Here is a 12562-nt window from a genome sequence, read left to right on the forward strand (position 1 = left end):
ACGTAAAGTGCGGCTGCTGTGCCCGACCGTTCCCGCCGACTCCCGAGGTGACCGTGATGGACGACGACGCGTCCGCCCCCGTGGCCGTCGTCGGTATCGGAGCCGACGGCTGGGCCGGACTGACCGCGGCGTCGCGGGAGGCGCTCACCGGTGCCGCGGTCGTCGTCGGCGGCCCGCGCCAGCTCGAACTGCTGCCCCCCGAGGTCACCGCCGAGCGGGTCGCCTGGCCGTCGCCGCTGCGGCCGGCCGTGCCGGGGCTGATCGCCGCCCACGCGGGGCGGCGGATCGCGGTGCTGGCCAGCGGTGACCCCATGTTCCACGGCATCGGGCGGACGCTCACCGAGGTGCTGGGCGCGGACCGCCTGCGGGTCCTCCCGCACCCCTCGTCGGTGTCGTACGCCTGCGCCCGCCTCGGTTGGGCGGTGGAGGACGCCGATGTGGTGAGCCTGGTCGGGCGGCCGCTGCCCGCGCTGGCGGGCGCGCTGCACGACGGGCGCCGGGTGCTGGTGCTGAGCCGGGACGCGGACACCCCTGCGGCGGTGGCCGGGCTGCTGCGCGAACGGGGCTACGGCGCCAGCCGGTTGCGGGTGCTGGAGCAGCTGGGCTCGGCCCGCGAACGGATCGTGGACGGCACCGCCGGCGACTGGCCGCACCCGCCCGGCGATCCGCTGAACGTCGTCGCGGTCGAGTGCGCCGCGGAGCCCGCCGACCCCGCCGTACCGCGGCTGGGCCTCGTCCCCGGGCTGCCGGACACCGCGTACGAGCACGACGGGCAGCTCACCAAGCGCCACGTACGGGCCGCGACCCTCGCCGCGCTCGCCCCCGCGCCCGGTGAGCTGCTGTGGGACGTGGGCGGCGGCTCGGGCTCGATCGCCGTCGAATGGATGCGGGCGCACCGCGCCTGCCGCGCGGTCACCGTGGAGCGCGACGCCGTCCGCGCGGAGCGCATCACCCGGAACGCGCTCGCGCTCGGCGTCCCGGCGCTGCGGGTGGTGACCGGGGCCGCCCCGGCGGCACTGGACGGACTGCCCGTCCCCGACGCCGTCTTCGTCGGCGGCGGGCTCACCGCCCCCGGCCTCCTGGAGGCCTGCTGGGCGGCCCTGCGGCCGGGCGGGCGGCTGGTCGCCAACACCGTCACGCTGGAGTCCGAGGCCCTGCTCGCCCGGTGGTACGCACGGCACGGGGGTGAGCTCGTCCGGCTCGCCGTCGCGCACGCCGCCCCGGTCGGCGGCTTCACGGGCTGGCGCCAGGCCATGCCCGTCACCCAGTGGTCCGCCGTCAAACCCGCGGGAGCGCAGCCATGACCGTCCACTTCATCGGCGCCGGCCCCGGCGCAGCCGACCTGATCACACTGCGCGGCCTGCGGATCCTGGCCGCCAGCAAGGTGTGCCTGTACGCCGGGAGCCTCGTCCCCCGCGAACTGCTCGCCGAGTGCCCGCCGGACGCGCGGCTGGTGGACACGGCGCAGCTCACGCTCGACCGGATCACCGACGAGCTGGTCCGCGCCCACGAGGAGGGCCACGACGTGGCCCGGCTGCACTCGGGCGACCCGTCCGTGTTCAGCGCCGTCGCCGAGCAGATGCGCCGCCTCGACGCGGCCGGAGTTCCGTACGAGGTCGTGCCCGGCGTCCCCGCGTTCGCGGCGGCCGCGGCGGCCCTGAAGCGGGAGCTGACGGTGCCGACCGTCGGCCAGACCGTCATCCTCACCCGGGTCGCGCAGCAGGCCACGCCCATGCCGGAGGGGGAGGACCTGGCGACGCTGGGCCGCAGCGGCGCGCTGATCGTGCTGCACCTGGCGGCCCGCTACGTCGACCGCGTCGTGTCCGAACTCACCCCGCACTACGGGGCGGACTGCCCGGCGGCCGTCGTCGCGATGGCCTCGCGCCCCGACGAGCTGGTGCTGCGCGGGACGCTGGAGGACATCGCGGACCAGGTGAAGGCGGCCGGTGTGGTCCGTACGGCGGTCATCATCGTCGGCCGCACGCTGGGCGCGGAGCAGTTCCGCGACAGCCACCTGTACTCCGCCGAGCGCGTCCACCGGCACGCGACGGACTGCGGCGCCCCCAGCTAGGGGCGGAGGGGGGGTGGTGGTTCGGCTGGCCCCCCCACCCTCCCCCTCCGCAGCCCGCATCTTTGCGCCCGAAGGGCGCGAGACGGCGCGACAGCTGTCGGACAGTTCGCCGGTGCCGCTGGTGGGGACGATGACGAAGAAGTCGGAGGCGCGGTCGCTGCCGGAGGTCGTCGCCGAGTGGGCGAAGTCGAACGTGCCCTCGCGGCCGTCGAGCGACCCCTCGAAGGTCTTCTCGATCGTGGCGACGCCGACCGGCGTCCCGGTGGTGACGGCCGGCTCCGGTACGAGTTACGAGTCCGGTCGGCACGAATGCCCTGACGCTGAACGTACCCGCGGCTCTCATGCTCCGAGCCTGGCGACGCACCCCGCCCCGCGGGCGTGCCTCAGCCCGCGCGGCCGACGATCGTCCCGGCGCGGTCGATGCAGATGACGTCGACCGCGACGGGCGCCTCGCGCAGGACGCCCATTGCGGTGCGGCGGGCGGCCTCGGCGACGAGGTCGCCGAGCGGGACGCCGTGGGCGAGGCACGACTGGACGGCCTGGAGGCCGGTGTTGGCGGTGGCGACGGCCTCGGCCAGGGTCTTGTCCGCGCCGCCGCGGCGGGCCAGGTCCGCGAGGAAGGCCTTGTCGACCTGGGAGCGGGAGGAGTGCAGGTCGAGGTGGCCCGCGGCCAGTTTGGAGAGCTTGGCGAAGCCGCCCGCGATCGTGAGGCGCGGCACCGGATGGCGGCGCAGGTACTTCAGCACGGCGCCAGCGAAGTCCCCCATGTCCAGCAGCGCGTCCTCGGGCAGGCCGTGCACGGCGGCGGCCACCTTCTCGGACGTCGACCCCGTGCAGCCCGCGACGTGGGTGCGGCCGGCCGCGCGTGCCACGTCCACCCCGCGCCGGATGCTGTCGATCCAGGCCGAGCAGGAGTACGGCACCACGATGCCGGTGGTGCCGAGCACCGACAGCCCGCCGAGGATGCCGAGCCGCGGGTTCCAGGTGCGGCGCGCCAACTCCTCGCCGTCGTCTATGGAGACGGTGATCTCCGCGTCGCAGGCGGCGCCGCGGCGGGCGGCGACCTCCGCGAGGTGCTCGCGCATCATCGTGCGCGGGACGGGGTTGACGGCGGGTTCGCCGACGGCCAGCGGGAGGCCGGGGCGGGTGACCGTGCCGACGCCCGGACCGGCGCGGAAGACGACCCCGCTGCCGGGGGCGCCGTGGCGCACCGTGGCCCGGACCAGGGCGCCGTGGGTGACGTCGGGGTCGTCGCCGGCGTCCTTCACGACGCCGGCCATGGCCCAGCCGGGGCCGCGCTCCTCCACCGCGAGGGCGAAGGCGGGCCGCTGCCCCTTGGGCAGGGTGATCGTCACCGGGTCGGGGAACTCGCCGCCCAGCAGGGCGGTGTACGCGGCGGTGGCGGCCGCCGTCGCGCAGGCGCCGGTGGTCCAGCCGTGCCGCAGCCCGGTCCGTTCCAGCTGGGCGCTCCGGCCGCCGCTCACCGCGCACCGTAGGGTGCGGGGATGACCGGCAGACAGCGGCACGTCCTCGTCCTGGGCGGCACCACCGAGGGGCGCCGCCTCGCGGAGGCGCTGGCCGCCGACCCGGCGGCGTGGCGGGTGACCAGCTCGCTCGCGGGGCGGGTGGAACGGCCGCGGCTGCCGCCCGGGGAGGTGCGCACCGGAGGCTTCGGCGGCCCCGCGGGGCTCGCGGCGTGGCTGCGCGCGCACGCGGTCGACGCGGTCATCGACGCCACCCATCCTTTCGCCGGGACGATGTCCTTCAACGCCGCCGAGGCGGCCTCGGCCACCCATGTTCCCCTGCTCGCCCTGCGCCGCCCCGGCTGGGTCGCAGGCCCCGGGGACCGCCGGCACCCGGTGGCCTCACTGGCCGAGGCGGCCCGGGTGCTGCCGGGGCTCGGGCGGCGCGTCTTCCTCACCACGGGCCGTACGGGGCTGGGGGCCTTCGCCGGGGTCACCGACCTGTGGTTCCTGGTGCGTTCGGTGGACGCCCCGGAGCCGCCGCACCCGCCGCTGATGGAGGTGCTGCTGGACCGGGGCCCGTTCACCCTGGACGGGGAGCTGGAGCTGATGCGCCGGCACCGCGTCGACGTGCTGGTCACCAAGGACAGCGGGGGCACCGCCACCGCGCCCAAGCTCGCGGCCGCCCGCGAACTGGGCCTGTCCGTGGTGGTCGTGGAGCGCCCGCCCGTCCCCGGGGGCGTGCCCGTCGTCCCGGACGTGCCGGGCGCGCTGGAGTGGCTCCGCGCGCGCACCGCCTGAGCGGGGCCCCGCGTCAGGCCGGGTACCGCCGGGGCGTCCACACCACCGTGGTGCCGTCGCCGCGCCGTACCGCCCTCGTCTGCGACGATCCGACGAGCAGCACGCACCGCATGTCGACGGTCGCCGGGTCCAGGTCCTCCAGCGTCGTGACCCGTACGGCCTGCTCGGGTCCGCCGACGTCCCGCGCGACGACCACGGGCGTGCCCGGCACACGGCCCTCGCGCAGCACCTTCAGCGCGTTCTCCAGCTGCGTCCTGCGGCTGTGGGAGGCCGGGTTGTAGAGGGCGAGCACCAGGTCGGCGGCCGTGGCGGCGCGCAGCCGTTCCTCGACGACCGTCCACGGCTTGAGCCGGTCGGAGAGCGAGACGACCGCGTAGTCGTGGCCGAGGGGCGCGCCCGCGAGCGCCGCCGCCGACTGGGCGGCGGTGATGCCGGGCACGACCCGTACGCGGACGCCGAGGTAGGGCTCGGCGGAGGCGGCCTCCAGCACGGCCGTGGCCATGGCGAAGACGCCCGGGTCGCCCGAGGACACTACGGCGACCTTCCGCCCGCGCCGGGCGAGGTCGAGGGCGAACTCGGCGCGTTCGGCCTCGACGCGGTTGTCGGAGGCGTGCCGCAGCTGCCCGGGGCGGACCGGGACGCGGTCCATGTAGGTGGTGTAGCCGACGAGTTCGTCGGCCCCGGCGAGCGCGGACCTCGCCTCCGGCGTCAGCCACATGGGCCCGGCCGGGCCGAGTCCGACGACCACGACCTCGCCGTCCGCCGGGGACGGGTCCGCGGCGGGCCGCTCGTCGACACGGCTGGGCAGCACGGCGACGGCGAAGTAGGGCACGGACTCCGGGTCGACGTCGGCCAGCATCTCCCGGCGTTCGGCGTCCATGGTGGCCCGCTCGACGTAGTGGGCGTCCGCCAGCCGTCCGGCCGTCTCCATTGCCCGGCGCACGGCGGGGAAGGTGCGGCCGAGCTTCATCACGGCCGCCGCGTCCGCCGTCGCGAGGCGCGCGGCGAGCTCCTCCTCCGGCAGGGTGCCGGGCAGGATCGTCAGCACCTCCTCGCCCTCGACCAGGGGCCGCCCGATGCGGGCGGCGGCGGCGCTGACGGAGGTGACGCCGGGGATCACCTCGGCGGGGTAGCGGTCGGCGAGCCGCTTGTGCATGTGCATGTACGAGCCGTAGAAGAGCGGATCGCCCTCCGCGAGCACGGCGACGGTGCGCCCGGCGTCCAGGTGTGCGGCGAGCAGTTCAGCGGACGCGGCGTAGAAGTCGTCCAGCGCGCCCCGGTAGCCGCCGGGGTGGTCGGTGGTCTCCGTCGTGATGGGGTACATCAGCCGCTCCTCGATCTGCTCGGGGCGGATGTGCGCCGCGGCGATGGAGCGGGCGATGCTGCGGCCGTGCCGGGCGCAGTGGTACGCGACGACGTCGGCGGAGCGGATGACCTCCACGGCCCGCACGGTCATCAGGGAGGGGTCGCCGGGGCCGAGGCCCACTCCGTAGAGACGGCCGGTGGTCATACGATTTCGCTTTCGGTCGCAAGGGCGTTGAGGGCGGCGGCCGCCAGGGCGCTGCCGCCGCGCCGGCCCCGCACCACCAGGTGTTCCAGACGGGAGGGGTGCGCGGCCAGGGCGTCCTTGGACTCGGCGGCGCCGACGAAGCCGACGGGCACGCCGATGACCGCGGCGGGGCGCGGTGCGCCCGCCTCGATCATCTCCAGCAGCCGGAACAGGGAGGTCGGGGCGTTGCCGACGGCGACGACGGCGCCTTCCAGGCGGTCCCGCCACAGCTCCATGGCGGCGGCGCTGCGGGTGGTGCCGAGTTCGGCGGCGAGGGCCGGGACGGCGGGGTCGGAGAGGGTGCAGACCACCTCGTTGTCCGCGGGCAGCCGCTCGCGGGTGACGCCGCTGGCGACCATCTGCACGTCGCAGAGGATCGGCGCCCCGGCGCGCAGCGCGGCGCGCGCGTCCGCGACCACCGACGGGCTGTAGGCCAGGTCCCGTACGAGGTCGGTCATGCCGCAGGCGTGGATCATGCGGACGGCGACCTGTGCCACGTCCGGCGGCAGAGCGTCGAGTTCCGCCTCGGCGCGGATGATGGCAAAGGACTGACGGTAGATCTCCGGTCCGTCCTTCTCGTACTCGATCACGTCGTCCTCGGGGGTGGTGGGGTGCTGGTGCGGCGGGCGGTGTCCAGGGCGGTGGGCAGGTCCGCGGCGGTGGTGGCCGCGGTGGTGCCCGCCACGGCGACGCGGTAGCGGCCGTCGGCGCCGGCGACCACGTCGACCCACGAGCCGTCCGGGTGGCCGCAGCGGCGTTCGCAGCCGGAGAAGTGCGCGGGCAGCAGGCGGTGTCCCGGGTCCGGGGCGGCGTCGCGCAGTGCCGCCCCGGCGTCGGCGCGCACGTCCGCCAGCGACTTGGCGCATCCCGGGCGTCCCGCGCAGGCGGTCACGCCGCGCCACGGGGAGTCCTCGCCGGTCAGGAAGCCGGCCGCGGCCAGGCGGTCCAGCGCCTCCTGCGCGGCGGCGCGCGGCAGGCCCGGCAGGACGACACCGCGCCAGGGGGTGATCCGCAGCTCCCCGGCGCCGGTCCCGGCGATCCGCGCGAGCAGCCGCCACGCCCCGGTGGTGAGACGGCCCAGGCGTACGCCCACGGACAGCGCGCAGGTGGTTCCGTCGGGGTGCGGGACGAGGCCGAGCGGGGGCGGGCCGCCCGCGGTGGCGTCCGGGGATCCGGCGTCCGAGGGTTCAGTGGGCGGGGCGCCTTCCGCACGCAGCCTTGCGGCGATCGCCGTGCCGTCCGGGTCGATGTCGGCGATCCGCCAGGCACGGGCGCCGCGTTCGGCGGCGAGCGTCAGGAAGGTCTGCGCGGCGCGCACCGCCCAGCGCGGCGCGTCGGCGGCCGGTACCTGCGCGACGGGCCGTCCGGCGAGGCGGAGTTCGGCGGTGGCGGCGCCGGGCAGCGCGATCAATGTCACATCGGCGCCGAGCGCGGCGGTGTCGCCGCGGCCGTCGTCGAGGGCGAAGAGGAAGCGCCCCGAGAGCCCGGCGGCCGCCGGGTTCTCGCACAGCAGGGCGTCCCATTCCCGTATCCAGCCCCGCAGGTCGCCGTGGCCCCGGCCGTCGAGCCCGGCGAGCGGTGAGGCGACGAGGTTGCGGGCCCGCTCGTGGGCCCACGAGGGCAGCAGTCCGGCCTCGCCGAGCAGCGCCGCCGGCTCCGTCCCCGCGCCGGGGTCGCGAAGCCCGCGCACCTGCAGGTTCCCGCGGGAGGTGAGGTCGATGCGGCCGTCGCCGAGGCGGTCCGAGGCGGTCGCCGGCGCCTCGGCCTGACGCATCGTCAGCAGGCCGCCGGGGATGCGGATCCGGGCCAGTGCGCCGTCGTCGGCGGCGTGCAGCCGCAGTGCTCCGGGGCAGGCGTCGTCGCGTCCGCGCCCCGCCGTCGCTGCGGCGAAGGCGCCGCTCACGGGGGGATCGGAGGGCGACGGCATGGCCGCGAGCATACCTGCGGGTACTTCGGGGACGTGCGGCCCGAGGGGTCCGTACGGCAGGCCCAGCGCTTACTATGCTGCGCGGGCAGGCCACCCAGCCGCGCCCACGCCATCGACGGCATCAGCGGAGGAAACCGGTGCGATTCCGGTGCGGTCCCGCCACTGTCACCGGGGCCGGCGCGCGAGCGCCGGGCCCTGGGAGCCAGGAACTCCCGCCGTCCTCCACCGGCCCGGGGCGCGGACCCCGAGGAAGGCACGTCCGACGTGATCCTGCTGCTGTCGACCTCCGACACCGACCTGCTCAGCGCCCGCGCCGCGAACGCCGCCGGCGGCCCCGTCCCGATCCGCTTCGCCAACCCCGCCCGGCTGCCGCAGGACGACCTGCCCGGCCTCCTCGACGGCGCCGAACTGGTCGTCGTACGGCTCCTCGGCGGGCGCCGCGCCTGGGAGGAGGGACTGGACGCGCTCCTCGCGGGACCCCGCCCGGTGGTCGTGCTCACCGGCGAACAGGCCCCGGACGCACAGCTCATGGAGCTGTCCACCGTCCCCGTCGGGATCGCGGCCGAGGCCCACGCGTACCTCGCGCACGGCGGTCCGGCCAACCTGGCGCAGCTGGCCCGCTTCCTGTCCGACACGGTGCTGCTCACCGGCCACGGCTTCGAGCCCCCCGCCTCCGCGCCCTCCTGGGGCAGGCTGGAGCGAGCCGCCGCGGTGACCGACGGCCCGCTGGTCGCCGTCCTCTACTACCGGGCCCACCACATGAGCGGCAACACCGCCTTCGTGGAGGCCCTCTGCGCCGCGATCGAGCAGGCCGGCGCCCGGGCGCTCCCGCTGTACGTGGCCTCGCTGCGCGCGCCCGAACCCGAACTGCTGGACGCCCTGCGGGGCGTGGACGCCGTCGTCACCACCGTGCTGGCGGCCGGCGGCACCCGCCCGGCCGACGCCTCGGCGGGCGGCGACGAGGAGGCCTGGGACGCGGGCGCGCTCGCCTCGCTGGACGTGCCGGTGCTGCAGGCGCTCTGCCTGACCTCCTCCCGCGAGGTGTGGGAGGGCAGCGACGAGGGCCTGTCCCCGATGGACGCCGCGACGCAGGTCGCCGTCCCCGAGTTCGACGGCCGGCTGATCACCGTCCCGTTCTCCTTCAAGGAGATCGACGAGGACGGCCTGCCCGTCTACGCCCCCGACGCCGAGCGCGCCGCCCGTGTCGCGGGCATCGCCGTCCGCCACGCGCGGCTGCGGCACATCCCGGTCGCGGAGCGCCGTCTGGCGCTCGTGCTGTCCGCGTACCCGACCAAGCACTCCCGCATCGGCAACGCGGTGGGCCTCGACACCCCCGCCAGCGCGGTCGCGCTGCTGCGCCGGCTGCGCGCCGAGGGCTGGGACTTCGGGCCCGGGGAGGAGATCCCGGGCCTGGTCTCCGGTGACGGCGACGAGCTGATCCGGGCCCTGATCGACGCGGGCGGCCACGACCGGGAGTGGCTGACCGAGGAGCAGCTGGCCGCCAACCCGGTCCGCATCCCGGCCGCCGACTACCGCCGCTGGTTCGCCGCGCTGCCGCGGGAGCTGCGGGACGCGGTGACGGAGCACTGGGGCCCGCCGCCCGGCGCGATGTTCGTCGACACCAGCGCCAACCCCGAGGGCGACATCGTGCTGGCGGCGCTGCGCCGCGGCAACCTGCTGATCCTCATCCAGCCGCCGCGCGGCTTCGGCGAGAACCCGATCGCGATCTACCACGACCCGGACCTGCCGCCCTCCCACCACTACCTCGCCGCCTACCGCTGGATCGCCGCCGCCCAGGCCGACGGCGGCTTCGGCGCGGACGCGATGATCCACCTGGGCAAGCACGGCAACCTGGAGTGGCTGCCCGGCAAGAACGCGGCCCTGTCCGCCGCCTGCGGTCCCGACGCCGCCCTCGGCGACCTGCCGCTGATCTACCCGTTCCTCGTCAACGACCCCGGCGAGGGCACCCAGGCCAAGCGCCGCGCGCACGCCACCCTCGTCGACCACCTCGTGCCGCCGATGGCCCGCGCCGACTCCTACGGCGACATCGCGCGCCTGGAGCAACTGCTCGACGAGCACGCCGCGATCGCCTCCATGGACCCGGCCAAGCTGCCCGCCGTGCGCGCGCAGATCTGGACGCTGATCCAGGCCGCGAAGCTCGACCACGACCTGGGCCTGGAGGACCGGCCGCACGACGCCGAGTTCGACGACTTCCTGCTGCACGTCGACGGCTGGCTCTGCGAGATCAAGGACGCCCAGATCCGCGACGGTCTGCACGTGCTGGGCCGGGCCCCCGCCGGTGCCGAGCGGGTCAACCTGGTGCTGGCCATCCTGCGCGCCCGGCAGATCTGGGGCGGTACGGCCGCGCTGCCGGGCCTGCGCGAGGCCCTGGGGCTGGACGAGTCGAAGGCGACCCGTGTGTCCGCGGACGCCGCCGAGGAGCAGGCCCGCGCGCTGGTGCAGGCCATGGAGGACGCCGGCTGGGCGCCGGAGTCCGTCGCCGAGGTCGCCAAGGGCCTGTCCGAGGACGTGGCCCGCGTGCTGGACTTCGCCGCCCGGCAGGTCGTGCCGCGGCTGGCCCGTACGACGGACGAGGCCGAGGCCGTCGTGCACGCGCTGAACGGCGGCTTCGTGCCCGCGGGCCCCTCCGGCTCGCCGCTGCGCGGCCTGGTCAACGTGCTGCCGACCGGCCGCAACTTCTACTCCGTCGACCCCAAGGCCGTGCCCAGCAGGCTCGCCTGGGAGACCGGCCAGGCCCTCGCCGACTCGCTGCTGGCCCGCTACCGCGAGGACAACGACGGCACCTGGCCGCAGTCGGTGGGCCTGTCGCTGTGGGGCACCAGCGCGATGCGCACCGCGGGCGACGACGTGGCCGAGGCGCTGGCGCTGCTGGGCGTACGGCCGGTGTGGGACGACGCGTCCCGCCGCGTCACCGGCGTGGAGGCCGTCCCGGCGCAGGAGCTGGGCCGTCCGCGAGTCGACGTCACCCTGCGCATCAGCGGCTTCTTCCGGGACGCGTTCCCGCACGTCGTGGGCCTGCTGGACGACGCGGTGCGGCTGGTCGCGGGCCTCGAGGAGCCGGACGAGGCCAACTTCGTGCGCGCCCACACCCGCGCCGACCTCGCCGCGCACGGCGACGAACGGCGCGCCACCACCCGCATCTTCGGCTCCCGGCCGGGGACGTACGGGGCGGGCCTGCTGCAGCTGATCGACAGCCGGGACTGGCGCAGCGACGCCGACCTCGCCGAGGTCTACACTGTCTGGGGCGGCTACGCCTACGGGCGCGGCCTCGACGGGCGCCCGGCCCGCGAGGAGATGGAGACCGCCTACCGGCGGATCGCGGTGGCCGCGAAGAACACCGACACCCGCGAGCACGACATCGCCGACTCCGACGACTACTACCAGTACCACGGCGGCATGGTCGTCACCGTCCGCGCGCTGACCGGCCGTTCCCCCGAGGCGTACATCGGCGACTCCACCCGGCCGGAGACGGTGCGCACCCGCTCCCTGGCGGAGGAGACGTCCCGGGTCTTCCGCGCCCGGGTCGTCAACCCCCGCTGGATCGAGGCGATGCGGCGGCACGGCTACAAGGGCGCCTTCGAACTGGCCGCCACCGTCGACTACCTCTTCGGCTACGACGCCACGACCGGCGTCGTGGCCGACTGGATGTACGACAAGCTGGCCCGCACCTACGTCCTGGACCCGGAGAACCGCGCCTTCCTCCAGGAGGCCAACCCCTGGGCCCTGCACGGCATGGCGGAGCGGCTGCTGGAGGCGGAGTCGCGCGGCATGTGGGCCGAGCCGGACCCGGAGGTCGTCGAGCAGCTCCGCCAGGCCTTCCTGGAGACGGAGGGCGACCTGGAGGGCGGGGAGTAGGTCGTCAGCCGATGGTCGGCGCGGCCGAGGACGGCGCCGTGGAGGGCGGCCCGGCCGAGGGGTTGACGACGAGCGTCGGCTCGCCCGGGACGGGCGTCGGCGCGATCAGGTCCTTGGGGTCGGTGGTCGGGCCGGCGGTGGTCTGCGCGACGATCTGCGGGAAGTCCACCAGCCCGGTCTGCTCCATGACCGTGATGTGGTCCAGCACGGTGTCGTTGGCCTGGTCGGCCAGCTGCCGTACGAGGCTGTTCATGGTCGTGGAGCGGACCTTGGCGATCGTGTTGAAGATCTGGCCGTGGGTCAGCCGCAGGATGTTGGCGAGCTTGCTGTCGAAGTCGCCCCCGGAGGCGGAGGACAGGGTGCCGAGGAAGCCCATCTGCTGCGGCGTGGGCTGGTTGGGCAGCGCGATGCCGAGCTGTGTGGCCACCGTGCGGTCGGCGCTGTCCAGCGCGGTGTGCCCGTCGATGAGGTGCCGCCCGGCGGTCTTGACCGCCTGCGTCGTGCCCTTCTGCTCCGCCATCTGCCCGGCGGGGAACTCCCACAGCCCGGCGAGCCGCACCTTGACGACGAACTCCCGGTCGAGGGGGGTCAGCGGCCCGTACGGGGTGGTCACCGCCTGTGCCTCGGGGGAGGACGCCGCGACATTGGCCCCGGACATCGCCGGGTACACGAGCGCGGCGATCGTGCACACCAGCGCTACGGCGACCAGGGCGGTCCCCGCCGTGAACCGGTTGGGTTTCATCGCGCCTCCATGGTCGGGATTCGTACGCGCTTCCGGACGGTAGAGCCCGCCGCGCCGGGACGGTACTCCTGTGTGATTTTCCTGAGCGCCGACAGGTGTTGTTGGTACGGTGCAAACTTTCGCCTGTGCAAAT

9 protein-coding genes, 1 pseudogene and 1 riboswitch are annotated in these 12562 nt (G+C 75.7%); of the genes and pseudogenes, 4 read left to right on the top strand and 6 right to left on the bottom strand.

Going from position 1 to position 12562, the window contains the following annotated elements:
• Nucleotides 1-56: 56 nt before the first annotated feature.
• Together cbiE and cobM are read left to right on the top strand one after the other, a co-directional pair.
• The gene (gene cbiE / locus OIE69_RS21290) at nucleotides 57-1304 is read left to right on the top strand and encodes a precorrin-6y C5,15-methyltransferase (decarboxylating) subunit CbiE (protein WP_326573890.1); all 1248 of its coding nucleotides are present in this window, start codon (nucleotides 57-59) and stop codon (nucleotides 1302-1304) included.
• On the top strand, nucleotides 1301-2071 hold the full coding sequence (gene cobM / locus OIE69_RS21295; RefSeq protein WP_326573892.1) for a precorrin-4 C(11)-methyltransferase: 771 nt from the start codon (nucleotides 1301-1303) through the stop codon (nucleotides 2069-2071). The genes cbiE and cobM overlap by 4 nt, the downstream gene beginning before the upstream one ends.
• Nucleotides 2072-2230: 159 nt before the next feature.
• On the opposite strand, the pseudogene OIE69_RS21300 reads toward cobM, so the two are convergent.
• Nucleotides 2231-2308 (bottom strand): annotated as a pseudogene (locus tag OIE69_RS21300) (DUF3224 domain-containing protein); the annotation flags it as partial.
• A gap of 146 nt (nucleotides 2309-2454) precedes the next feature.
• Entirely contained in the window at nucleotides 2455-3591 is a 1137-nt protein-coding gene (locus tag OIE69_RS21305) for a cobalt-precorrin-5B (C(1))-methyltransferase (protein ID WP_392567668.1), read from the bottom strand.
• On the opposite strand from OIE69_RS21305, the gene OIE69_RS21310 reads away from it, so the two are divergent.
• A complete protein-coding gene (locus OIE69_RS21310; RefSeq protein ID WP_326573896.1) occupies nucleotides 3577-4335 on the top strand; it encodes a cobalt-precorrin-6A reductase in 759 nt (252 codons plus the stop codon). The two genes, OIE69_RS21305 and OIE69_RS21310, sit on opposite strands and share 15 nt — an antisense overlap.
• Before the next feature lie 13 nt (nucleotides 4336-4348).
• Here OIE69_RS21310 and OIE69_RS21315 read toward each other — a convergent pair whose 3' ends face one another.
• Genes OIE69_RS21315 through cobG form a run of 3 tightly spaced genes read right to left on the bottom strand, consistent with a single transcriptional unit; the run spans nucleotide 4349 to nucleotide 7811 of the window.
• A complete protein-coding gene (locus tag OIE69_RS21315) occupies nucleotides 4349-5845 on the bottom strand; it encodes a precorrin-2 C(20)-methyltransferase (RefSeq protein WP_326573898.1) in 1497 nt (498 codons plus the stop codon).
• The gene (locus OIE69_RS21320; protein WP_326573900.1) at nucleotides 5842-6474 is read right to left on the bottom strand and encodes a precorrin-8X methylmutase; all 633 of its coding nucleotides are present in this window, start codon (nucleotides 6472-6474) and stop codon (nucleotides 5842-5844) included. Before OIE69_RS21320 ends, OIE69_RS21315 begins: the two co-directional genes overlap by 4 nt.
• Entirely contained in the window at nucleotides 6471-7811 is a 1341-nt protein-coding gene (gene cobG, locus OIE69_RS21325; RefSeq protein ID WP_326573902.1) for a precorrin-3B synthase, read from the bottom strand. The genes OIE69_RS21320 and cobG overlap by 4 nt, the downstream gene beginning before the upstream one ends.
• A 127-nt stretch (nucleotides 7812-7938) precedes the next feature.
• Nucleotides 7939-8023: riboswitch (cobalamin riboswitch) on the top strand.
• 52 nt (nucleotides 8024-8075) lie between these two features.
• Here cobG and cobN point away from each other — a divergent pair.
• Nucleotides 8076-11687, top strand: coding sequence for a cobaltochelatase subunit CobN (gene cobN / locus OIE69_RS21330; protein WP_326573904.1), 3612 nt, complete (start codon nucleotides 8076-8078; stop codon nucleotides 11685-11687).
• A gap of 4 nt (nucleotides 11688-11691) precedes the next feature.
• Here the strand turns inward: cobN and OIE69_RS21335 are convergent, their stop codons facing one another.
• Nucleotides 11692-12429 carry a DUF4142 domain-containing protein gene (locus OIE69_RS21335; protein ID WP_326573906.1) on the bottom strand — a complete coding sequence of 246 codons (738 nt, stop codon included), beginning with the start codon at nucleotides 12427-12429 and terminating at the stop codon, nucleotides 11692-11694.
• Nucleotides 12430-12562: the final 133 nt, after the last annotated feature.

Origin of the sequence: Actinacidiphila glaucinigra (assembly GCF_035918135.1) — a bacterium.
GTDB classification, from domain to species: domain Bacteria; phylum Actinomycetota; class Actinomycetes; order Streptomycetales; family Streptomycetaceae; genus Actinacidiphila; species Actinacidiphila glaucinigra.

Bases quoted from the DNA above. Each gene is read 5' to 3' on its own strand.
- cbiE (WP_326573890.1), top strand. From the start codon at position 57: ATGGACGACGACGCGTCCGCCCCCGTGGCCGTCGTCGGTATCGGAGCC.
- cobM (WP_326573892.1), top strand. From the start codon at position 1,301: ATGACCGTCCACTTCATCGGCGCCGGCCCCGGCGCAGCCGACCTGATC.
- OIE69_RS21310 (WP_326573896.1), top strand. From the start codon at position 3,577: ATGACCGGCAGACAGCGGCACGTCCTCGTCCTGGGCGGCACCACCGAG.
- OIE69_RS21315 (WP_326573898.1), bottom strand. From the start codon at position 5,845: ATGACCACCGGCCGTCTCTACGGAGTGGGCCTCGGCCCCGGCGACCCC.
- cobG (WP_326573902.1), bottom strand. From the start codon at position 7,811: ATGCCGTCGCCCTCCGATCCCCCCGTGAGCGGCGCCTTCGCCGCAGCG.
- OIE69_RS21335 (WP_326573906.1), bottom strand. From the start codon at position 12,429: ATGAAACCCAACCGGTTCACGGCGGGGACCGCCCTGGTCGCCGTAGCG.